The 20,401-nt window shown below is 40.7% G+C and carries 16 protein-coding genes; 7 read left to right on the top strand and 9 right to left on the bottom strand.

Features of this window, described 5'->3' with window-relative positions; all coding sequences use genetic code 11:
* Positions 1-79: 79 nt before the first annotated feature.
* On the bottom strand, positions 80-1,237 hold the full coding sequence (locus NST80_RS01005) for an MraY family glycosyltransferase (RefSeq protein ID WP_118172028.1): 1,158 nt from the start codon (positions 1,235-1,237) through the stop codon (positions 80-82).
* Between the two features lie 3 nt (positions 1,238-1,240).
* Positions 1,241-1,990, bottom strand: coding sequence for an adaptor protein MecA (gene mecA, locus NST80_RS01000; RefSeq protein ID WP_002886435.1), 750 nt, complete (start codon positions 1,988-1,990; stop codon positions 1,241-1,243).
* Between the two features lie 206 nt (positions 1,991-2,196).
* On the opposite strand from mecA, the gene NST80_RS00995 reads away from it, so the two are divergent.
* Positions 2,197-2,568: a DUF3021 family protein gene (locus NST80_RS00995; RefSeq protein ID WP_118057865.1), complete on the top strand. Its 372-nt coding sequence runs from the start codon at positions 2,197-2,199 to the stop codon at positions 2,566-2,568.
* 59 nt (positions 2,569-2,627) lie between these two features.
* On the opposite strand, the gene NST80_RS00990 is transcribed toward NST80_RS00995, so the two are convergent.
* Positions 2,628-3,482, bottom strand: a complete 855-nt coding sequence (locus NST80_RS00990; RefSeq protein ID WP_002883622.1) for an undecaprenyl-diphosphate phosphatase — start codon at positions 3,480-3,482, stop codon at positions 2,628-2,630.
* Positions 3,483-3,687: 205 nt separating this feature from the next.
* On the opposite strand from NST80_RS00990, the gene NST80_RS00985 reads away from it, so the two are divergent.
* The 3 genes from NST80_RS00985 to NST80_RS00975 all read left to right on the top strand — a co-directional run bounded on the left by NST80_RS00985 (position 3,688) and on the right by NST80_RS00975 (position 7,677).
* Complete coding sequence (locus NST80_RS00985; RefSeq protein WP_013989972.1) at positions 3,688-5,235, top strand: ABC transporter substrate-binding protein/permease; 1,548 nt, start codon at positions 3,688-3,690, stop codon at positions 5,233-5,235.
* A complete protein-coding gene (locus tag NST80_RS00980) occupies positions 5,235-5,975 on the top strand; it encodes an amino acid ABC transporter ATP-binding protein (protein ID WP_002886432.1) in 741 nt (246 codons plus the stop codon). The genes NST80_RS00985 and NST80_RS00980 overlap by 1 nt, the downstream gene beginning before the upstream one ends.
* Before the next feature lie 172 nt (positions 5,976-6,147).
* Positions 6,148-7,677, top strand: a complete 1,530-nt coding sequence (locus NST80_RS00975; RefSeq protein WP_342504615.1) for an IS1182-like element ISSth2 family transposase — start codon at positions 6,148-6,150, stop codon at positions 7,675-7,677.
* Here NST80_RS00975 and NST80_RS00970 read toward each other — a convergent pair.
* Positions 7,622-10,189 carry an SEC10/PgrA surface exclusion domain-containing protein gene (locus NST80_RS00970; protein ID WP_002886430.1) on the bottom strand — a complete coding sequence of 856 codons (2,568 nt, stop codon included), beginning with the start codon at positions 10,187-10,189 and terminating at the stop codon, positions 7,622-7,624. The two genes, NST80_RS00975 and NST80_RS00970, sit on opposite strands and share 56 nt — an antisense overlap.
* Positions 10,190-10,487: 298 nt before the next feature.
* Here NST80_RS00970 and NST80_RS00965 point away from each other — a divergent pair, with 298 nt between their 5' ends.
* Positions 10,488-11,078: a VanZ family protein gene (locus NST80_RS00965; protein ID WP_002886429.1), complete on the top strand. Its 591-nt coding sequence runs from the start codon at positions 10,488-10,490 to the stop codon at positions 11,076-11,078.
* A gap of 214 nt (positions 11,079-11,292) precedes the next feature.
* On the opposite strand, the gene rpsO is transcribed toward NST80_RS00965, so the two are convergent.
* Positions 11,293-11,562, bottom strand: a complete 270-nt coding sequence (rpsO, locus tag NST80_RS00960; protein WP_002883618.1) for a 30S ribosomal protein S15 — start codon at positions 11,560-11,562, stop codon at positions 11,293-11,295.
* A gap of 149 nt (positions 11,563-11,711) precedes the next feature.
* On the bottom strand, positions 11,712-12,869 hold the full coding sequence (locus NST80_RS00955) for an MFS transporter (protein WP_110980925.1): 1,158 nt from the start codon (positions 12,867-12,869) through the stop codon (positions 11,712-11,714).
* A 107-nt stretch (positions 12,870-12,976) separates the two neighbouring features.
* Between NST80_RS00955 and NST80_RS00950 the strand changes: the two genes are divergently transcribed.
* Positions 12,977-13,615, top strand: coding sequence for a cyclic nucleotide-binding domain-containing protein (locus NST80_RS00950; RefSeq protein WP_183138081.1), 639 nt, complete (start codon positions 12,977-12,979; stop codon positions 13,613-13,615).
* 93 nt (positions 13,616-13,708) lie between these two features.
* On the top strand, positions 13,709-14,323 hold the full coding sequence (gene def / locus NST80_RS00945) for a peptide deformylase (RefSeq protein ID WP_002883663.1): 615 nt from the start codon (positions 13,709-13,711) through the stop codon (positions 14,321-14,323).
* Between the two features lie 126 nt (positions 14,324-14,449).
* On the opposite strand, the gene ilvA is transcribed toward def, so the two are convergent.
* The 3 genes from ilvA to dtd all read right to left on the bottom strand — a co-directional run bounded on the left by ilvA (position 14,450) and on the right by dtd (position 20,394).
* The gene (ilvA, locus tag NST80_RS00940; protein ID WP_002883616.1) at positions 14,450-15,700 is read right to left on the bottom strand and encodes a threonine ammonia-lyase IlvA; all 1,251 of its coding nucleotides are present in this window, start codon (positions 15,698-15,700) and stop codon (positions 14,450-14,452) included.
* A gap of 110 nt (positions 15,701-15,810) precedes the next feature.
* Complete coding sequence (locus NST80_RS00935; RefSeq protein ID WP_118172437.1) at positions 15,811-19,572, bottom strand: glycoside hydrolase family 66 protein; 3,762 nt, start codon at positions 19,570-19,572, stop codon at positions 15,811-15,813.
* Between the two features lie 378 nt (positions 19,573-19,950).
* Entirely contained in the window at positions 19,951-20,394 is a 444-nt protein-coding gene (gene dtd, locus NST80_RS00930; protein WP_049545639.1) for a D-aminoacyl-tRNA deacylase, read from the bottom strand.
* Positions 20,395-20,401: the final 7 nt, after the last annotated feature.

Here is a 20,401-nt window from a genome sequence, read left to right as displayed (position 1 = left end):
GGAAAATAAAAAGAGAACTTCCATTTTCCTTAATTAGAATCATTATAACAAAAAAGCCATTACTTGGCTTTTCAAATGTTTAATTTTTTCGCCCTTGCTTCCATTTTAACATGGTTGCTTGGCGATAATCACTATTCCCGATAAATTTTAGGAAATTGAAGAGAGGTGTTCGACCAACGCCCCAAATCTCAAGCCCTTCAATCAGAATTTCCATTCCCAAAATCAAACTCAAGAGTAAGAGAATACCACCGAAACGGCTGGAAACGTTTAACAGGAGGGCAATCAATGAAAAGAGGATAGCGATGGCATAAACCACCAGAACCGCCCCTCGATGAGTGAAGCCCATGGCTAGAAGGCGATGATGCAAGTGCATCTTGTCAGCCTCCATGGCTGGACGCCCTGACAATTTACGGCGGACAATGGCTACCACTGTATCAACAATAGGCACTCCAAGGATAATAACAGGTGACAAAATAGCTACTGCAGTTGCATTTTTCAATCCTTGCAATGACAAGACACCAATCATAAAGCCAATAAAGAGCGCCCCCGTATCACCTAGATAGATAATTGCTGGATGATAATTGTAGGGGAAGAAGCCCATAATGGCAGCCACCAAGACAAAGATGGTCATGGTCAAGAAAATATCAGTATCATAGAGGAAGAAATAAGAGATCACCCCCATAGTCATAAGGGAAATGATAGAAACTCCTCCAACCAAGCCATCTAAACCATCAATCAGATTAATGGCATTGGTGATGGCCGCAATCCATAACACCGTTAAAATCAAGGTCAGGACTGGCCCAAAATGAATCATGGGACCACCAAATGGAATCTTAAAGCTATCAAATCGGAAGTCTGTAAAAGCCCAAACGATAACAGCTCCAATAACAATACCAAGCATCTTAGGTAGAGGCTTTAATTCCAAGATATCATCAATGAAGCCCGTCAGAGCTACGACAGATCCACCCACAACAACCGGTAAGATATACCTGATGTAGGAAACATGCCAAATATCCTTATGGATAATCATAGGCATAAAGACCAAGGTCGCTAGTACAAAGGCCAACAAAATAGCTAGACCGCCAGCACTAGGCATGGGCTTTTTATTGATACGTCTTGCATTGGGATTGTCAACAGCTCCGACACGTAAGGCCAAAGAACGTACCAAAGGGGTCGCCACAATGGCAATCAAAAAGGTACCAATCAAAACGAATATATAGTTAATGGTCCAAGGCATGTCTTAGCTCCATTTCGTTGCTTGTAGTACCGGTAAAGCATCATCTTCCATCAAGATTGTTGCATGCTCTTGTAGGTAGGCACGTGTTCGGTCTGCCACATTCGCATATTCAAGAAAACGCGCATACATATTGTTCGCGTAATAATCAGGCTCATCAGCCAAGTAAAGAAGGATCGTCATGTAGTAGACATCCCCAAGTTTATAAAGCTCAGAACCTTCAACAGGTACATCCTTCAAACCTTGCGTAAAAGTCACCACTTGATCAAAATCAGAGAAGGCCAAGACATAGTGGGTATAGTCTTCACGAATATTTTCTTCAGCCACTTCCTTGGTAGGCTCTGTCATAGCCTTATCAACCTCTTCCAAGGTCTTTTCAAGCTCTTCGAGCTTATGGTGTGCTTCGATGTCACCCTTGTCCATAAAGTTACCCTCAAGGGCCTTTAGAAACTCTTCTGGAGAAAGCCCTGAATAGTCATCCATATCTGACAAATCGTTGAAATCAAGGTCTTCCTTAAGATCTGATTTAGTCACAAAGACATCCACACGATCCTTGCGTGGCGTGACACGGAAGCTCAGCATCCCACTATTTTTAAAGTTATCAGGCAAGTCCAACTCATCCATGACAGTATAGAAAAATTCCTCTGTTTTTTCCTGGGGAATCAAGAAATCCTTCAATTCCATACCATGTTCTTCAAGATCTTCCATGGTAATCATGATTTTTAGAGTTGTCTCGCTTATTTGTTTCATTTCCATATGTAAAAAACCTCGCACGAGTAGTTATTTCATTATACTAGAAAAGCCAAGAGATAGCAATTTCTGAGCAAGTTTGAGTCTTATTTTGGAAAGGATTTCTAAAAACTTCTTAATACTAACAAAACCTTGTATTTCCCCATTTATACCTGTCATCTATCCTAGATTGGAGTATAATAAAAGGGAAGATATACATGGAGGTGATGACCATGACTGCCTATAAAAAAGGGTGGCTACGAGCTAGCATTGCTGGAGGAATAACGAGTTTATTGACGCTCTTTCTCTACTTATCGGGGCAACCTTATCAAGTAAACAAATCTACCTTTCTTACAGGACTGATCGTTGCCATCATACTAGCAACTGCTCCCATTTACGACGATAACCGTTTATCGCTCAAACAGCAATCACTTCTCCACTTCTCTATCATGTGTGTTACCATCCTTCCAATTCTCTGTTTGTCCGGATGGTATCCCTTGCATAATGTCGTGGACTTCTTGAAAATCCTAGCTAGCTTTTTGACTTGCGGATTGGTCCTATGGTTGCTAGCTTACCTTATCTTTGGAAAACTTATCCACAAATGATCTCTAAACCAGCTAAAAAGGACTTCAATTGAAGTCCTTTTCAGTTTACTTAAAAGTAATTATCCGAAAATAAGTTTGACAGCTCCATAGAGAAGCACAATAATACCAAGCACGATACGGTATTTTCCGAAAACTGTGAAATCATGTTTCTTAATATAATTCATCAAGAAGCGAATCACGAACAAGCTGACAACAAAGGCTGTCACACTAGCTACCAAGAGAATAGCCACTTGTCCACCTGTCAAGGTATTCCCGTCAATGAAATACTTAACCGCCTTAAGGCCACTATAACCAAACATGGTTGGAATACCAAGGAAGAAGGTAAAGTCAGCAGCTACGCTACGACTAGTACCAACGATGATACCCCCAAGAATAGTAGCACCTGAACGGCTTGTCCCTGGAATGATACTCAAGACTTGGAAAAGACCAATATAGAAAGCTGTCTTGTAAGACATACGTGCCAAATCCGTTACCTTAGGTTCTACACGTCGATTGCGGTCCTCAATCCAAATAAAGGCAATCCCGTAGACTACCAACATGATAGCTACTACAAAGAAATTACTGAGATGGGCCTCCATCCAGTCATCTAAAAGAAGACCAAAGAAGGCTGAAGGAATACAGGCAATGACCACCTTGAGCCAAAGTTGCCAAGTCAATTGCACTTCACGTGCTGTCTTACCAGGTTGGAAGGGATTCAAACGTTTAAAGTAAATGACCATAACCGCAAGAATAGCACCAAGTTGGATAACGATATTAAACATATCGATGAAATCTTTACTTTGTCTCAAGTTCAAGAATTCATTCACCAAAATCAAGTGACCTGTAGATGAAATCGGTAGCCACTCAGTGATACCTTCGACAATCCCAAGAAAGACTGCTTTTAGTAATTCAATAATAAATTGTGCCGTTTGCATAATTATCTCCGTTTTAAAATGCTAGCCTCATCACACCAAAAATGATCAAGGCTCCAAATCGTCCTTCCTATTATATCAAATTACAACTTGTATTTGAAGACAATCTTGGTATAGAGATTGTTTTTCTAATCCCAACTTATTGTCATTAATCCTAATTTCCTGTAAAATAGTAAGGTATGACATTTTTATAGGAGACATTGTTTCAATGAAAAAAATTATTGTAGCCTGCTTTGCAGCGCTCCTCCTCGTTTTTGGTGGGGTATCAAGCGCTCAAGCAGACGAGTATCTCCGTGTCGGTATGGAGGCTGCCTATGCACCTTTCAACTGGACGCAGGACGATAACTCAAACGGAGCCGTTCCAATCGAAGGTACCAAACAGTATGCCAACGGTTATGACGTGCAAATCGCTAAAAAAATCGCTGAAGCTCAAGGCAAGAAACCCTTGGTAGTCAAAACAGCTTGGACAGGTTTGATTCCTGCCCTCACTTCCGGCAAAATCGATATGATCATCGCAGGTATGAGCCCAACAGCTGAACGTCGTCAAGAAATCGACTTTTCAGACAGCTACTACCGAAGCGAACCTGTCATGGTTGTCAGCTCAGACGGTGATTATGCCAACGCTAAGAGTCTCAAAGACTTCAAGGATGCTAAAATCACAGCTCAACAAGGGGTTTATCTCTATAATTTGATTGACCAAATCCCAGGTGTCAGCAAACAAACGGCTATGGGAGACTTTGGGGCTATGCGCCAAGCCCTTGCATCAGGTATCATCGATGGTTATGTTTCAGAGCGTCCTGAAGCAAAAACTGCCGAAGAAGCTAGCTCAAAATATAAGATGATTACGCTTAAAGATGGTGGTTTCCAGGTTTCAGACGATGACGTCTCCTTGGCCGTCGGTCTTCGCAAAGGAAACAGCCAGCAAATGGAACAAGTCAATAAGGTCCTTGCTGGAATCAGCCAAGAGGAACGTGTTAAACTGATGGATCACATCATTGACATCCAACCTGCAGATAAGACTGATGAGGCTAAAAAAGGAAACTTCTTTAGTCAGATGAGCAATATCATCGCTAAGAACTGGCCACAATTCTTACGTGGTACAGGAATTACCCTTCTTATCTCAATTATCGGTACAGTTGTGGGTACTTTCATCGGTCTTATGATTGGTGTTTACCGCACAGCTCCTAAGGCTGCTAATAAATTTGTAGCCTTGCTCCAAAAACTCTTCGGTTGGGTTCTTAATGTCTATATCGAAGTTTTCCGTGGTACGCCAATGATTGTACAATCTATGGTTATCTACTACGGTACTGCCCAGGCCTTTGGTATCAATATTGATCGTACCCTAGCAGCTGTCTTCATCGTTTCTATCAACACCGGAGCCTACATGAGTGAAATCGTTCGTGGTGGTATCTTCGCCGTAGATAAAGGACAATTTGAAGCTGCAACTGCTCTTGGATTTACCCACGGTCAAACCATGCGTAAGATTGTTCTTCCACAGGTTATCCGTAACATCTTGCCAGCTACTGGTAATGAGTTCGTTATCAATATCAAGGATACCTCTGTTTTGAACGTTATCTCTGTTGTGGAACTTTACTTCGCAGGTAACACTGTCGCAAGCCAAACTTATCAATACTTCCAAACATTCTTTGTTATCGCAGCAATCTACTTTGTTCTTACCTTCACAGTGACACGCATCTTGCGTTATGTAGAACGCCGTTTGGATCAAGATACTTACACACAAGGAGGGGTTCACTAATGACTGAGACGATTTTAGAAATTAAAAACCTCAAAAAATCATACGGAAAAAATGAAGTCCTCAAAGATATCTCCCTCAGCGTCAAAAAGGGTGAGGTTATCTCAATTATTGGTTCTTCAGGTTCAGGGAAATCAACCTTCCTTCGCTCTATTAACTTACTCGAGTCACCTTCAGGTGGTGAAATCCTCTATCATGGGGACAACGTCCTTGAAAAAGGTTACGACCTCACTACCTATCGTGAAAGACTCGGTATGGTTTTCCAATCCTTCAACCTCTTTGAAAACCTTAATGTCTTGGAAAATGCTATCGTAGCTCAAACAACCGTTCTCAAACGTGACCGTAAAGAAGCTGAAAGCATCGCCAAAGCTAACTTGGAGAAAGTTGGTATGGGGGAACAATACTGGAAGGCTAAACCAAAACAACTTTCAGGGGGACAAAAACAACGTGTAGCAATCGCTCGTGCCCTCTCTGTTGATCCAGAAGCCATCCTCTTTGACGAACCAACTTCAGCCCTTGACCCAGAAATGGTAGGGGAAGTACTCAAGACTATGCAGGAGCTATCCGAAACTGGTTTGACCATGATTATCGTTACCCATGAAATGGAGTTCGCACGTGATGTTTCAGACCGTGTCATCTTCATGGATAAAGGGGTAATCGCTGAACAAGGTAGCCCAGAACAAATCTTTGAAAACCCTAAAGAAGAACGTACCAAGGAATTCCTCAAACGTTTCTTGGGTTAAAAACAAAAAAGTTAAGGTATCGACCTTAACTTTTTTAGATTCTCAGACATATAAAAAAACGGCAGTTGCCGTTTCAGATTGAAGACAAAGTCCTCAGAAGTTATACTTCTGGGGACTTTTCTTGCTTTGAAGGAGTATAATAAAAGAAAAAGGTATTTGATGAGGTGTTCCTATGTTTCACAAAGAAAATCCCGAATACAATCGACGTCAAGTAGGATTCTATACGCTTGATGAACTTGTGCCTAAAGACCATTTTCTAAGAAAAGTCGAGGAAACGATTGATTTCTCTTTTATTTATGATCTTGTCGAAGATAGTTATTCCTCGGATAATGGTCGCCCTAGTCTAGACCCCGTTTTATTAGTTAAAATTCCGTTGATTCAATGTTTTTATGGCATTCGTTCTATGCGCCAAACCATTAAAGATATTGAGGTGAATACGGCTTACCGTTGGTTTCTTGGCTTATCTCTGAACGATAAGGTGCCTCATTTTACAACTTACGGTAAGAACTATAGCCGACGCTTTCAAAACAAGGAAGTGTTAGCACACATTTTTAGTCATGTGCTTCATCATGTTTTGGAAGCGGGGCTCATTGATCCCTCAGAAATCTTCATTGATGGGACCCATATCAAGGCAGCTGCTAATAATCATAAGTACAAAACTGTTGTTATTGATCAAAAAGCTAAATTCATGAGTGAACAACTGGAGATTGAGATTAATTTAGATAGGAGAAAACACGCAAAAAAGCTCTTAAAGCCCGCCAAAAAAAGCGAGGCTAAACCTAAGAAACAATCAACGACAGACCCAGACAGTGGTTGGTTTCATAAGGGGGAACATAAGGAAGTCTTCGCTTACAATGCTCAAGTAGCTTGTGATAAACACGGTTGGGCCTTAGCTTATACGGTTGAAGCAGGAAACATCCATGATAGTCAGGCTTTCTCTGCTCTTTTTGTCAAACTAGAACCATTCTCTCCTGAATTCATTATTGCGGATTCAGGCTATAAAACACCTAGTATTGCCAAGTTTCTTCTAGAAAAAGGGATTACACCAGTTTTCCCTTACACTAGACCAAGAGGTAAGAAAGATTTTTTACGTCCAAAAGACTTTGTCTATGACGAGCATTTTGATTGTTATCTTTGTCCAGAGAACAAGGTGTTAACTTATCGTACAACCACACGTGAAGGTTATCGAGAGTATAAAAGTAATCCTAAAATTTGTAAGACCTGTCCCTTGTTAGCTATTTGTACAGAAAGTCGCCAGAACCAAAAAGTTGTTGTGCGTCATATTTGGAAAGATGCCCTAGAAGTCTGTGAAGATATTCGCCATCAAAGTGGTATGAAAGAACGGTATCAACACCGTAAAGAAACGATAGAACGGTTATTCGGAACAGCTAAAGAATATCATAACTTACGTTATACCAGAGAAAAAGGAAAGTCCAAAATGGAAGATAAGGTTGGGCTTACTTTAGCGTGTCTAAATATCAAAAAATTGGTAAAAATGATGACAGGAAAGACCTATAATTTTACCCCAATATCTCAATATTATTGGATTATAGGAGAATTAGGTAAGAATATAAAAAAGACAAACATCAAAAACGATGTTTGTCTTCATTCTGAAACGGCAGTTGCCGTTTTTTTGTCTATAATGATTAGTTACGACGTGTACGTCTGTCAACGAAACCAAGGAAGGCCAATAGTGTCATGAAGAGACCTACAAGACTGAATCCTGCTGCAGTTGACTCACCTGTTTCTGGCAAGCTGTCTGCTGCTTGTACAGGAGCTTGTTTCTCAGCTTTTGTTTGACCATAATTTACAGGAACTTGAGCTACAGTTTGAGCTGCTTGTTCTTGTGTTGTAAAAGCAATAACTTTACCATCTACATCGTAAACAGGTACTGGTGTAAGACCTTTGGATGTAATGTTAGCGAACTCTTTAGCCAATTGTGTTTGACGCTCTTTGTCTGCCTTAGCTTTCATGTAGTTATCGAAGGCTGTTTGAACAGTCGTGTATTCGCTCGTTAATTTATCACGCTTAGCTGACAATTCAACAAGTTTCGCACGTTCAGTTGAAAGAGCACCTTTGGCTGCAGTAAGTTTAGCAAAGGCTGTTGCACGTTCTGCTTTAGCCTTAGCTAGGTTACCTGAAGCATTTGTAAGGGCTGCTAGACGGTTCTTAGCAGCAGTCAAAGCTTGGTTAGCTTGTGTCAATGCTACTTGTTTCTTAGCAGTATCTTGCTTAGCAGCGTTGTAGGCATTTGTCAAACGTTGCAAGGTTGCAGAACTTGTCGCAAGTTTATCTTTAGCTGTTTGAAGCTCTGCTTGTTTTTCATCAAGAGTTGCTTGAGCTTTGCTAAGGGCTACTGCTTTTTCCTGTGCGTTAGCATTAAGGTTTTCAACTGCAGCGTTAGCTTTTTCCAATTCTGATTTAGCAGTTGCAAGGGCTGCTTGTTTTTCAGAAAGGTTATTCTGAGCAGCTGCCAACTTGCTTGCAGTCGCTTTAAGAGCTGCAAGTTCTGACTGAGTATTCTTAAGCTTAAGAGTTGCTGATTCAGAAGCAGCTTTCTTGCTAGCCAAGTCACTTTGAGCTTGATCGTTAGCTTGCTTAGCAGCTTCATAAGCTGCTTTTGCAGCAGCAAGATTTGCATTTGAAGATGATTGAGATTGGTTACCTACATATGGGTTAGCAATCTTAGTTGTGTCAAAGCTACTATCAGAAGCGATAGAATTTTTATTGACATTGTTTACGTGAACGTTAAAGGCACCGGCAACAACACTGATGTCTGTTCCAATGTAAGACTCACCACCATCTGCTGTAAGTCCAGAGATAGAACGAGCATGGTTCCACTCATTACCGTTAAACATGAAGTCAAGCATAGCTTCATAGACATATTTCTTAATGTCGTTAAGGGTAAATGGTCCTGTCAAACCTTGCCATGTATTAAGGTTTTCACCAATACTTACACTATTAAATGACTTACCAGCACGGTCAAGGGCGGCACTATCATGTCGTTTATGGGTAATAGCTTCCCAACCCCAGTTATCTGCTACATAACCGTCTGAAACACGGTCGGCCGCAAGAACACTACCTTTTGAAACAGATGTTTGAGTTGTACCAAAGGCTGTACGAATTTGGTTAATCAAACTTGAAGCATACAATGACAAATCTGTAATTTGAGCTTCACTAAGGTTATTCAAATCACTAATTTTAACATTTTTATCCGCTTCATTATCTTGATAACTATTGTTACCACGATCACGTTTATTAACGTTCTTCAAGACTTGTTCAGCTTGAGCTTTTTCTGCTGCTGTCACTGTTTTAGACTCATGAATCTTAAGAGCATTGACATACTCTTGTGACACTGAGAATTTTTGACGAACATTAGCTGTTGAAGTTGTTGAAGATTCTGCTTTTTTCTTAGCTGCTTCAGCGGCTGCAAGAGCTGCTGCCTTTTCATTAGCTACTGTTTGAGCAGTCTCATAAGCTGCTTTAGCTTGGTTTGCTGCATTTTGATCTGCAGTCAATTGCCCTTCTTTAGCGGCAATAGCAGTAGCTTTTTCTTTATCAGCTGCCTGAGCCGCTGCCAATTCTTCTTGAGCTTTTTTCTCAGCTGCTGTTGCAGCATCAAAAGCTGATTGTGCTTTAGCTTGGTTTGAAGCTGCCTCAGAAGCGCTAGAACCATTAAGGGCTGCTTTAGCGGCATCTACTGATTTTTGAGCATTAGCTACTTCAGTAGCTTTAGCATTGACATTAGCTTGATCTGTATTAACGACGGCTTGCTGTTTGTCTGCTGCATCTTTAGCAGTTTTTTCTGCTGATTGAGCTGTTTCGACTGCTGACTTAGCTTCCTTAGCTGCATTTTCAGCAGTAGTTACTTGACCTTGAGCGGCAGCAATAGTTTCTGGACTTGCTTCATCGGCTGCTGTTTGTGCCTTTTGCAAGTTAGCATCTGCTGTCGCTAGGTTTGCTTGAGCCTGGTTTGCAGCTGCTTCATGATTAGCAACTACTGACTCTTGTTGCGATACTGCTTGATTTGCAGAGCTGGCTTCTTCTCTAGCCGCTTCGACTTGGGCTTGAGTTGGGACAGCTTGTGTAGCTGTCGATGATACTGATGCTGTTGTTGAGGCTTGATCGTTTGTCGTTACCTCATCAGCTTTAGCAACTGTAGCAGAAACTGCAAGTGCTGCAATTCCGGCTGTCGCCAAAACCTTTTTATTCATAAGACGAACTCCTTTTTATGTTAAAAATTCACTACTATATAATAACATTTTAATAATCCTGAAACAAGATGCTGACTCCTAATTTTTAAAATTTAATTATTTTATAAGCTTTCATAGCCTGTTTACAAAAATCATTAAATTGTTAGTCAAAAGTAGAGTTGCTGTTTCAAAGTCCTTTTTTAGTCTTTGATTCTGCCTTATCCTTTCATTCTATCAAAACTTCGTTACAGTTTCTTAACTTTCTTTAAACGTTTTTTTGATATAATGTGTACTCATCATATGCAAATGGAGGAGCAAAGTGGCAAAAACATTAAAAACATTGAGTAACATCTTACTAGGAATGCTCTCACTGGCCTTGTCTTATTGGTTTTATAGGGGGCATCTCGAACAGTACGTTCATTACATCGCCCATTATGGCTCCTACTTTCAAGTCTTACTCAACCTAGTCATTATTGTCCTACTGAGTTACTTTGTCTACGCTTTTTTGAAACTACTTCTTACTAGAAAGCTGAAAAAACAGACACTACTCCTACTCTACTTCATTTACTTTCTTGCTCTCTTCTACCTACTTTTCTTGAAAAACATTGGTACCCAAGGTCTCTCACTTAACCCCCTTTCCTTTGCTCGGGAATTATACTGGGGTAGCCACTTCGTTCCCATCATGAACCTGTTAATGTTCATTCCTCTGGGACTCCTCTTTTCTTCACGATTGAGTAATCTCCTACTTTGTCTCCTTACCCTTTTCTCCGTCGAATCCATTCAGTACTTCGGACATTTGGGAGTCTTTGATTTGGGAGATATCACCTTAAATATGTTAGGTATCCTTGTCGGAACTGCTATCCATCAACTCCCTCAATTTCAAACAGTTATCAAAAAGATTTTAAGTTAAAAAACTTCCAGAATTAATTTTGGAGTTTTTTTTTGTTCTATAGATTAATCATCGTAAGAAATTTTTAGAGGAATGCAGAAAAACAGCCCTCTACATCTAGAGAGCTGTTTTGAACTCAGGCTAAAATCCTAGCGAATAAAAAAACTGCCCCATCATAGAGCAGTTCCATTTTCGTGTATTCAATTGAACAAGGCCTAGACACTTGTATCTTGAATTAACGACGAAGTCCGAGTGAGCTGATCAACTCACGGTAACGGTTAACGTCTGTGCGGCGAAGGTATGCCAACAAGTTACGACGGTGACCGATTTTTTTCATCAAACCACGGTAAGTAGCGTGGTCTTTTTTGTGTTGTTTAATGTGTTCGTTAAGGTGGTTGATTTCCCAAGTAAGGACAGCAACTTGAACCTCTACTGAACCAGTGTCACCTTCGTGACGTGCGTATTGAGCAATGATTTCATTTTTTTTCTCTTTTGAGATTGCCATGTTTTTTCTCCTTTTTTTGCTCCATCCGAGTCTTAGGATTGGCTCTCCTAAAACCAAGAAAGAGTTGGTTTGTCTTTACGACCTCTCTATTTTAGCTCATCTACTAATCTTTGTCAATCGCAAGATTTCACTGATTAAGTTTTTGAAGCTTAGACTTTTTTGGCCATTTTTGCATTCAGAAAGAATCCAAGGAAAAGTAGGAAACTTACGATAGCATAAGCTAGAAAAATCCAACTAAAACTTGGAGATATGAGTGCTAACAATTTCAAAACATAAGGGGAAATGGCTGACCCTAGGTTACAGCCTAAGAGGACATAGGCTGTCGCCTTGTTCAACAGACTTCTAGCAATAGACTCAGAAAGTCGGTTAAAGATAATTGTCAAAATAATACTATAAAAGAAACCAACACCAACTGAAGATAAAATCAAAATCGGTAAGTTACTAGCCACTGACATCCCAAAGAGACAAACCGCTAACAAGAACATCACTATAAGCAAAAGACGATTTTTAAAATGTCCTATAAGCGAGGCGAAACTCAGTCCAGCTACAATTCCAATTCCCTGCTCTAAACTCAGTACTAAGGCTGATTGACCACTCTCAATAGTCTTACCAGCAACTTGAAACAGAGGCACGCGCAAACTAATCGAAGAATTGATACAGATGACAAAACCTGCTAAAAGAGCCATGCCAAGAATCATACCAAGGTCTTTTTTGTTCAGAACTTGTTTTCTTTTTGTAATCTGCTTCTTCTCCACCTGCTCCATCGATGGCACAAAAAGGAGGTACATAATCAAAATCACAAAACCAAAACCATAGATAAGAAAGGCAAAGGTCCAATGAATTTTCAGTAATTGTCCAACTAAAAGAGAACAAGAAGCTCCACCAATCAACTCCATGGAGCCACGAATACCTAACATCTGAACTCGCTCTTTACCTTGATAACGTTGACTGATGATGGCAATCGCCTTAGCATTGATAAGACCAATCCCCATTCCAAAAGCAATACGTGACAGTAAGACAAGAGGATAGGCTTGTACAAAAAAAGGAAAAATCCCAGCACTACTAAGTAAGAGCAGCCCAGTCACAATTAGCTGTCTATCACTTAGCCATTTGTCAATAAATGAATTAAGTAAGAGCATCGCGACTACGGAAAATGAAGGGACAGATACTAAAAGCTCCACTTGCGCGGCAGAAAAGGTTGGGCTATAGTAGTCCAACATAGGTGGTAACGCTGTTGAAATCGAAAAGGCCGAAATCAAGAGCAAGGATAGCCCAAGCAGGCTCATTTTTTCTAAAATTCGTGTCATAATATAGGGATAAGAACATCCTTTCCTTACTTGTCTAATAGTTATTTTTTCATTATAATCTAAGGAGACTTTAAAAAATAGGACCTAGGTCCTAAAAAAGGAGATGTATGCGTAATCATACCATAAGACCTCAACTTGACCAGGTCTTTCCCCCCCCCTACCTCAACCAATTACAGAAAGTCACCTTTCAAAAGAACGATTATATTTGTACCCAAGGGCAAGCTATCACTGAGCTGACCTACATTTTATCAGGAAAGGTAAAAATTGTTCGTTCTCTCTTCAATGGTAAAGAACATATCCTAGAAACGCTCAATCAACCTCAAATATTGGGAGATGTAGAACTTATGACCAACCAACCAGCAGGATCATCAGTCATTGCTTTAGAAGATATTCAAGCAGTTCAGCTCCCATTAAATAATAAAGAAGAACTCCTCAAAGACCCTGTTTTTCTCTACCAAATTGGACGTAACCTGGCTATGGCACTGCATAAGCAAGGTATCACTGCTTCAACGAATGCGAGCTACTCTGTCAAAGAGCGTCTGGCCACCCATATTTTGAATAGTGAAGAAGAGAATATCTTTCAATTATCGCCATCTATTTTAGCTTCCCGTTTTGGAACTAGCTATCGTCATGTACAGCGAGTCATCAAACAATTTATCGACCAGGGAATTATCGAAAAAGAGGCTTTTAAAACCTATCGTATTTTAGAGAGACAAACCTTGGAAAAACTGGCTTTTATCGATTAGAAAAAGCCTCACTTTAATCCTTGATGGTTTAATTTTCAACCCTTTTGTGCTATAGTTATAAACAAGTAAATCAAAGAAAATAGAGGTAAACAAATGGACGCTCAAACCAAAATTATCCGCGCCAGCCATATGATTGATATGAATGATATCATTCGCGAAGGAAATCCAACCTTGCGTGCTGTCGCTGAAGATGTAACCTTCCCACTATCAGACGAAGACATTATCCTAGGCGAAAAAATGATGCAGTTTCTTCGTAACTCACAAGATCCTGTTATTGCCGAAAAAATGGGGCTTCGTGGGGGAGTCGGTCTTGCAGCCCCTCAATTAGATATTTCAAAACGCATTATCGCTGTTCTCGTTCCAAACCCTGAAGACGCTGAAGGTAATCCACCAAAAGAAGCATATAGCCTTCAAGAAATCATGTACAACCCTAAAGTAGTTGCCCATTCTGTTCAAGATGCTGCTTTGGGCGATGGCGAAGGATGCCTCTCAGTTGACCGCGACGTTCCTGGTTACGTGGTTCGTCATGCTCGTGTAACTGTTGAATACTTCAACAAAGAAGGCGAAAAGCAACGTGTTAAACTCCGTGGTTACAACTCAATCGTTGTTCAACATGAAATCGACCATACTAACGGTATCATGTTCTACGACCGCATCAATAAAGACAATCCATTCGCCATCAAAGATGGACTCTTAATTATCGAATAAAGAAAACCTCAGTAGAAATACTGGGGTTTTAGTTTGAAGATAAAGCCTTAGCGCCACTTCATAGCTAAGTTAAAGTAGAAAAGAACCGACTTTCGTCGATTCTTTTTTCATTATATGAACCTATCCTCAGACAAGCATATTGTATAGTGTTTCGTTACCGTGAAGGTTAATATAACTTGGGTCAAAGGCAGAAAGACGCTCGAGAAGTCCATCATAGTCGTTCTTATCGCTAAGAGCTATACCAATGAGAACTGGGCCTTTTCCTTTATTAGCTCGTTTGATGTACTCAAAACGAGTGATATCATCATTTGGTCCCAAGATATCATTTACAAATTCACGAAGGGCACCAGGACGTTGTGGGAAGTTAACCACAAAGTAATGCTTGATACCATCGTAGATAAGCGCACGTTCTTCCATCTCTGGCATACGGTTGATGTCATTGTTACCACCTGAAATGATGCAGACGATGGTTTTTCCTTTAATCTCATCTTTAATCACTTCCAAAGCCGCTACTGATGCCGCACCTGCGGGTTCTGCAATGGTACCAACCTTAGAGTACATATCAATTAGGGTTTCTGAAATCAATCCTTCATCAACTCCTAAGAGGCGGTCAACATATTTACGTGCTACTTCATAGGTCTTGACGCCTACCTTTTGAACAGCAATCCCGTCCGCAAACTTATCAATTTCTTCAAGTTTTACAGGATAACCACGGTCAAAGGCAGCACGCATACTACGAGCACCACTAGCCTCAACACCAATAACCTCCATAGATGGTGCCACATCCTTGATATAGGTAGCTACACCAGAGATAAGGCCACCGCCTCCGACTGGAACTAAGATACTATCAAAGGAAACACCTTCCTCTTGAGCCTGCTCATAAATTTCATAAGCAACAGTTCCTTGCCCCGCTTGGACATTATAATCGTCGAATGGATCAATGAAAGTCATCCCTTCAGACTTGGTATATTCCTGCGCTGCTTGAGCAGAAGCATCAAAGGTATCTCCCACCAATTTGATTGTTACAAACTTGCCACCAAAGAAACGGACTTGACCAATTTTTTGGAGAGGTGTTGTTACTGGCATAAAGATGGTTGCCGGAATCTTCATCTCGTTACAAGTGTAGGCAACCCCCTGAGCATGGTTTCCGGCTGATGCACAAACCACACCACGCGCCTTGTCCTCATCACTCAATTGATGGATAGCATAGTAGGCTCCACGCAATTTAAAAGAGCGTACCTTTTGCATATTTTCTTTTTTAATATAAATAGTCGCCCCGTATTTTTCAGATAAGTAGCGATCAAAATCTAGTGGTGTGCGTTCCACCACGTTTTTCAAGACTTCATTAGCCTTTACGATATCATTTGCAGTAATCATTGGCTCTCCTTTGACACAATATTCAAACTATTTCTATTGTATCACAATTTTCAGAAAAAATAGCAGCCAGTATAAAGAAAACTCCTTGTTTACACAAAGAGTTCTACTTATTATTTATCAACTTTTTTTGACATCAAGAAGTTACGAAGAGCTGCAAGGGTTGCCGCACCTGCAAGGACAATAGCTGTAAGGATAGCTACAGCATGTTCTCCCCACTTGTGAGATTTTGCTGTTTTAGCAATTGTAGCCTTAAGATCTTCAGTTGTTCCTTTTTCACCTGCTTGCGTCGTTGTCTTACTTGCAAGGTTAAGATCTTGACTACCATTGTAAGTGTTATCTGACGAAGCTGTATTGACAAGGTCTTGACGGCTACTGCGAGTATAGCTGACATTTGTTGTAATACTATCAATCATCTCAACAATATTTCTGATTGTTGTTGCATCGTACAAGCCTCCCTCAGTATCTTTCAAGATAGATACTGCTAATTTTTCAATAGAAACTTCTGAAGAAGCTGCTACCACAGAGTGAGATTCTGAGCTTGCTGTTTCTGAATATCTTGCATAGTTGCTAAAGAGTGATGCTGCTTCTGTAATCGTTTCAGAAGTACTTGGTAAGGTTTCTGAGACGCGAGGAGCTACAGAGAGTCTATTCCAACTATTGATGTTTTCTGATAGTCCATCAAGGATGACCTCCTCTGATGTGCTTACTGTTTCTGAAATCGCCGAAGTCACTTCTGAAGTGCTCACTTGACTTTCTAATTCTGTCAATGAAACAGCTGGTTCTTCAACTACTTCTGATTCTGAAACGACTGTGCTGATTGAATTCTCTGATTCAGATGCTGAAGTCTCTGAAGTTGATGTTTCTGAGATAATATCAGTTTCTGAGACCTTCGATGATACTGTTGTGCTTTCTGATACTTCTGACGGAGCAACTGAGACAATTGTGCTTGTAGTTTCTGAAACAAGGCTAGTGCTTGCCTGACTCTCTGATTCTGTCAAAGAAGCCACTGGTTCAACTACTGCATGTGATTCTGAAATTGCTGTCGTCGTTGGAGTTGCTGACTCTGAAGTTGATGCTTCTGAACTAATTTCAGTTTCTGATGCTTCCGATGATACTGTTGCACTTTCTGAGACTTCTGATGAGGCTGTTGAGGCAGCTGTGCTTGCAGCCTCTGAAGCTGGTGTAGTGATTGAATCTGATGCTACTGTACCTTGATCCGTATTAGATACTGAGTTGTCATCTTTCTTATCATGTGCGGTCTCTGACACAGCTATCGCCACTGGAACAGCTGCTGAGTTTACTAACTCGTCAACTGATGGTGCTGGTTTAGTTGTTTCATCTAGTTTAGGAGCTTCAACAGATGGTTTCGTATCAGTTGGAGCCTCTGAACCTTTATTTACTGTTGTATTTTCTGATTTAGCTGTTTCTGAGCTTGCTTCAGATGTTACGGTATTATCTACTTTCTTACCAGCTTGGTTAGTAACTGGTTTCAAGATAACTGGTTCTACCGGTGTTGCTGTTGTGTCTTCCTTGATATAGAGCATGTTCCAAAGAGTTAGTTTAGGAACTGAAATGACAAGCACTGGTTGACCATTTTCATCTGTTTCAAGACTTGCTTGTGCCTTCTTCATGCTTGAAGTTGCCCAATCATCTGGTGACGTCACATAGACTTGATTGGCAATTTTAGCAGCTTCTTGAGCTGTTTTACCTGCTAGGCTAAGACGAACTGTGAGATTTTCTTGTGCGTCCGGTGTTTTATTGTCCGCATAACCTTCTTCATTATGCCAGCCCGCATTGATGCCCATCATGTTAATCATTTGAACAGTTGAGAAACCTTTTCCTGATTTAGCAAATGTCCAAACTTGATCTCCTGTCACACCAAGAGCATCTTTAGAAAGGATTTCACCAGCCGCATTCTTGGTAGATACAGACTGAGTGCTGTTAGTCACACCCTCACCACGGAGAAGATTTTCATAAGCAGTGATAAACTGTTGGTAATTGTAAAGCTTACGAATAGTGTCCCTAGCTACACTGAGGTATTGCGTTGGGTAATAAGCACTTTGAAGAACGTTAAGGGCTGCATTAGCATTGGCAAGGGCTGCAATGGACATGTGATAGCCACCGGCTGCAGCTACTGTCGCATCTACGAGAAGTGTCGCATCAGCTTGCAATGGTTTACCAGCAAGGGCATCTTTACCCGCACCGTTAGTTGCTTTTCCGCCAGGAACAGTATAGTCAATACCTGGTTCTTCCATGTAGGCACCAACGATAAGTGATTTACCAGTTTTATTGCGTACCATATCGATACGTGCTTTCAAATCACCATAGGCAACCTGCATACGTCCTGGAATAACTGAACCACCGTTTGTCCAAAGCTCATTATAAACAACATCTTGACGTGCCTTGGCTAGTTTATCATCATTACCACCATTGACATCATTGATTGTGATGTAGTACTTTTCACCGATGAGGTCCTTCATGGCATTAATAAATGACGCATATGAATCAGACATCATGTGTGAGTCAGCCTCGTCTGTGCTGTTACGGTGCTCATAATCAGTCACACGGTTGTCACCAATTGTATCACCTTGCCAACCATCGAATCCCATACGATCCATAGCTGATTTCATGACACCTGCGATATATTTTTGCCAATCTGGATTCGCTGGATCATAGTAAACTTGAGTTGGGTTATCACCGATAGTGTAAGTCATCGGTTCACCCTTCTTACCAAAGCTATCGTAGAAGTTATAAGCCAAAGCAGCAAGTGGAAGTGCTGGATTCTTTGGATTTGAATCTGCTGAAATCATGTTATAAAGCATGGCAACAGCACCTGACTTATGAACTTGGTCAACCAATTCTTTAACAGCCTTAGTGTCAACCTGAGTATGACTCCAGGTATTCCATTTTTGAACAAAGCTATCGACACCCTCTGGGAAAGGATCTGTAGCTTCATTATAAGCGTCATAGAAGAAATATGAGTTGATATTCATAGACTTCATGAGCTCAAGCTCTTTACGGTAGGCTTCAAGATTTTTAACAAGAATACTGTTTTGATCAGTTGGCGAACCTGCTACGATACCGTAACGTGGGAAAACTGTCCAATCATCTTCAACAGACAAGCCAGCACGCTTGCTTGACAAAGTACTACCTGATTTATCGTTGACACTGATTGTCACCAAATAACCTGTATTGTTTGTCAACCACTCTGACGCTACTGTCAAGTTTGAAACCTTAGCTGAAGCTCCTGCCGCTAGCGTAAGGTCAACGTTATCTTGACCGATAATTTCTGAAGCATGCTGAAGTGTCAAGTTGACAGTCATCGTCTTAGTTTCTGCTGTTGGATTAGATACAACAACAGAATAATTAATATCACCATCTGTCTTGCTATAGGCTGCTTTTGTTGTTTCTGGATCTGTCAAGTAGGCATCACCATTCAAGTTTTGCTCTGCCACTTCTGTAACTGGTGTTACTTGAGCAATTGAATGGCGTCCTGCCTCAGTAGCATTATCAGATGATGATGTGATGGTTTCCACAGCAGCTGACTCAGGAGCTAATGCTTCACTGGATACAAGCGTTTCTGAGTTAGCACTCTCTGCTGGCACAGCTTGTGAAAAGATTGTAGAAGCTGTCGCTGTTGTTGCAGTATCTGTCGCAACAGCAGCAGATGATGGACCTACTTCTGTTGTCGCTACTGGAGCAACGGCCTCAGTTGGTACCACCACCAAGTTATCTGCTTCAGTTGTAATAACTGGTTTTGTTGCTTCTGAACTGACCACGTTATCTGCCTTGGCGACCTGATTCATCCCTAGGACACCACCGGCTACAAACAAACCTGATAATAATTTAGTTGACGCTACTTTCTTTGACATATCTCTCTATCCCTCTAAAAAAGTTTAAATCACCTCGGCGTTTCAAATTATCACTATTTGTATTTGCATGCTGTAAACTCGAGTTATTTTTAGTTTCATAAAAATCGCTTGGTGTTTCTTATGAAACTAATGTTAACTTAATCTTTTTTGTAAGACAAGGGAATTTCCGGTAATCCTCGTAAACGGTAATTTTTTCATCATGAATGGTCAGGTTTTTTCAGAAATTTGAGAACAACATTTTCTAATTTCATTAAATATTCACTTGATTCAGTCTACTTAAAATGACAAAAATAAATCCCAAATAATGAAAATCCATCAAAATAGTTCCTGCGATGAGAATAAAAAACCACCTCTCACACAAGGCGAGAAATGGTTTGTTTATCGATTTTTAGTATCTAAAATAATGGTCACAGGTCCGTCATTAACCAGACTAACCTGCATATCTGCACCAAAGCGTCCTCTTTCTACAGGAACGTGAGTTGACAAGGATTGGTTGAAATCGTCATAGAACTGGCTAGCCATGTCGGGCTTTGCAGCACCTGTAAATGCCGGTCGATTCCCCTTTTTCGTATCTGCAAAAAGCGTAAACTGAGAAATCGACAAAATCTGACCGCCAATATCCTTAACAGAAAGATTCATCTTGCCATCTTCATCTGAAAAAATGCGCATATTGACAATCTTACGAACTGCATACTCTAGGTCCTCTTTGGTGTCCTCTGGACCAACTCCAACCAAGAGTAAAAGTCCCTGCTTAATAGCGCCAACCGTAGAATCCTCAATAACTACAGAGGCACTTTGCACGCGCTGAATTACAATCTTCATCGCAGTA

This window comes from Streptococcus sp. FSL K6-1323 (assembly GCF_038630745.1).
Lineage (GTDB): Bacteria > Bacillota > Bacilli > Lactobacillales > Streptococcaceae > Streptococcus > Streptococcus salivarius_D.
The sequence above is the reverse complement of the archived record's forward strand: the minus strand, read 5'-3'. Positions and strand labels throughout refer to the sequence as shown.

Bases quoted from the DNA above. Each gene is read 5' to 3' on its own strand.
- NST80_RS00990 (WP_002883622.1), bottom strand. From the start codon at position 3,482: ATGCAAACGGCACAATTTATTATTGAATTACTAAAAGCAGTCTTTCTT.
- NST80_RS00970 (WP_002886430.1), bottom strand. From the start codon at position 10,189: ATGAATAAAAAGGTTTTGGCGACAGCCGGAATTGCAGCACTTGCAGTT.
- NST80_RS01005 (WP_118172028.1), bottom strand. From the start codon at position 1,237: ATGCCTTGGACCATTAACTATATATTCGTTTTGATTGGTACCTTTTTG.
- dtd (WP_049545639.1), bottom strand. From the start codon at position 20,394: ATGAAGATTGTAATTCAGCGCGTGCAAAGTGCCTCTGTAGTTATTGAG.
- def (WP_002883663.1), top strand. From the start codon at position 13,709: ATGGACGCTCAAACCAAAATTATCCGCGCCAGCCATATGATTGATATG.
- mecA (WP_002886435.1), bottom strand. From the start codon at position 1,990: ATGGAAATGAAACAAATAAGCGAGACAACTCTAAAAATCATGATTACC.
- NST80_RS00995 (WP_118057865.1), top strand. From the start codon at position 2,197: ATGACTGCCTATAAAAAAGGGTGGCTACGAGCTAGCATTGCTGGAGGA.
- NST80_RS00975 (WP_342504615.1), top strand. From the start codon at position 6,148: ATGTTTCACAAAGAAAATCCCGAATACAATCGACGTCAAGTAGGATTC.
- NST80_RS00935 (WP_118172437.1), bottom strand. From the start codon at position 19,572: ATGTCAAAGAAAGTAGCGTCAACTAAATTATTATCAGGTTTGTTTGTA.
- rpsO (WP_002883618.1), bottom strand. From the start codon at position 11,562: ATGGCAATCTCAAAAGAGAAAAAAAATGAAATCATTGCTCAATACGCA.
- NST80_RS00980 (WP_002886432.1), top strand. From the start codon at position 5,235: ATGACTGAGACGATTTTAGAAATTAAAAACCTCAAAAAATCATACGGA.
- ilvA (WP_002883616.1), bottom strand. From the start codon at position 15,700: ATGATTACTGCAAATGATATCGTAAAGGCTAATGAAGTCTTGAAAAAC.
- NST80_RS00985 (WP_013989972.1), top strand. From the start codon at position 3,688: ATGAAAAAAATTATTGTAGCCTGCTTTGCAGCGCTCCTCCTCGTTTTT.
- NST80_RS00950 (WP_183138081.1), top strand. From the start codon at position 12,977: ATGCGTAATCATACCATAAGACCTCAACTTGACCAGGTCTTTCCCCCC.
- NST80_RS00955 (WP_110980925.1), bottom strand. From the start codon at position 12,869: ATGACACGAATTTTAGAAAAAATGAGCCTGCTTGGGCTATCCTTGCTC.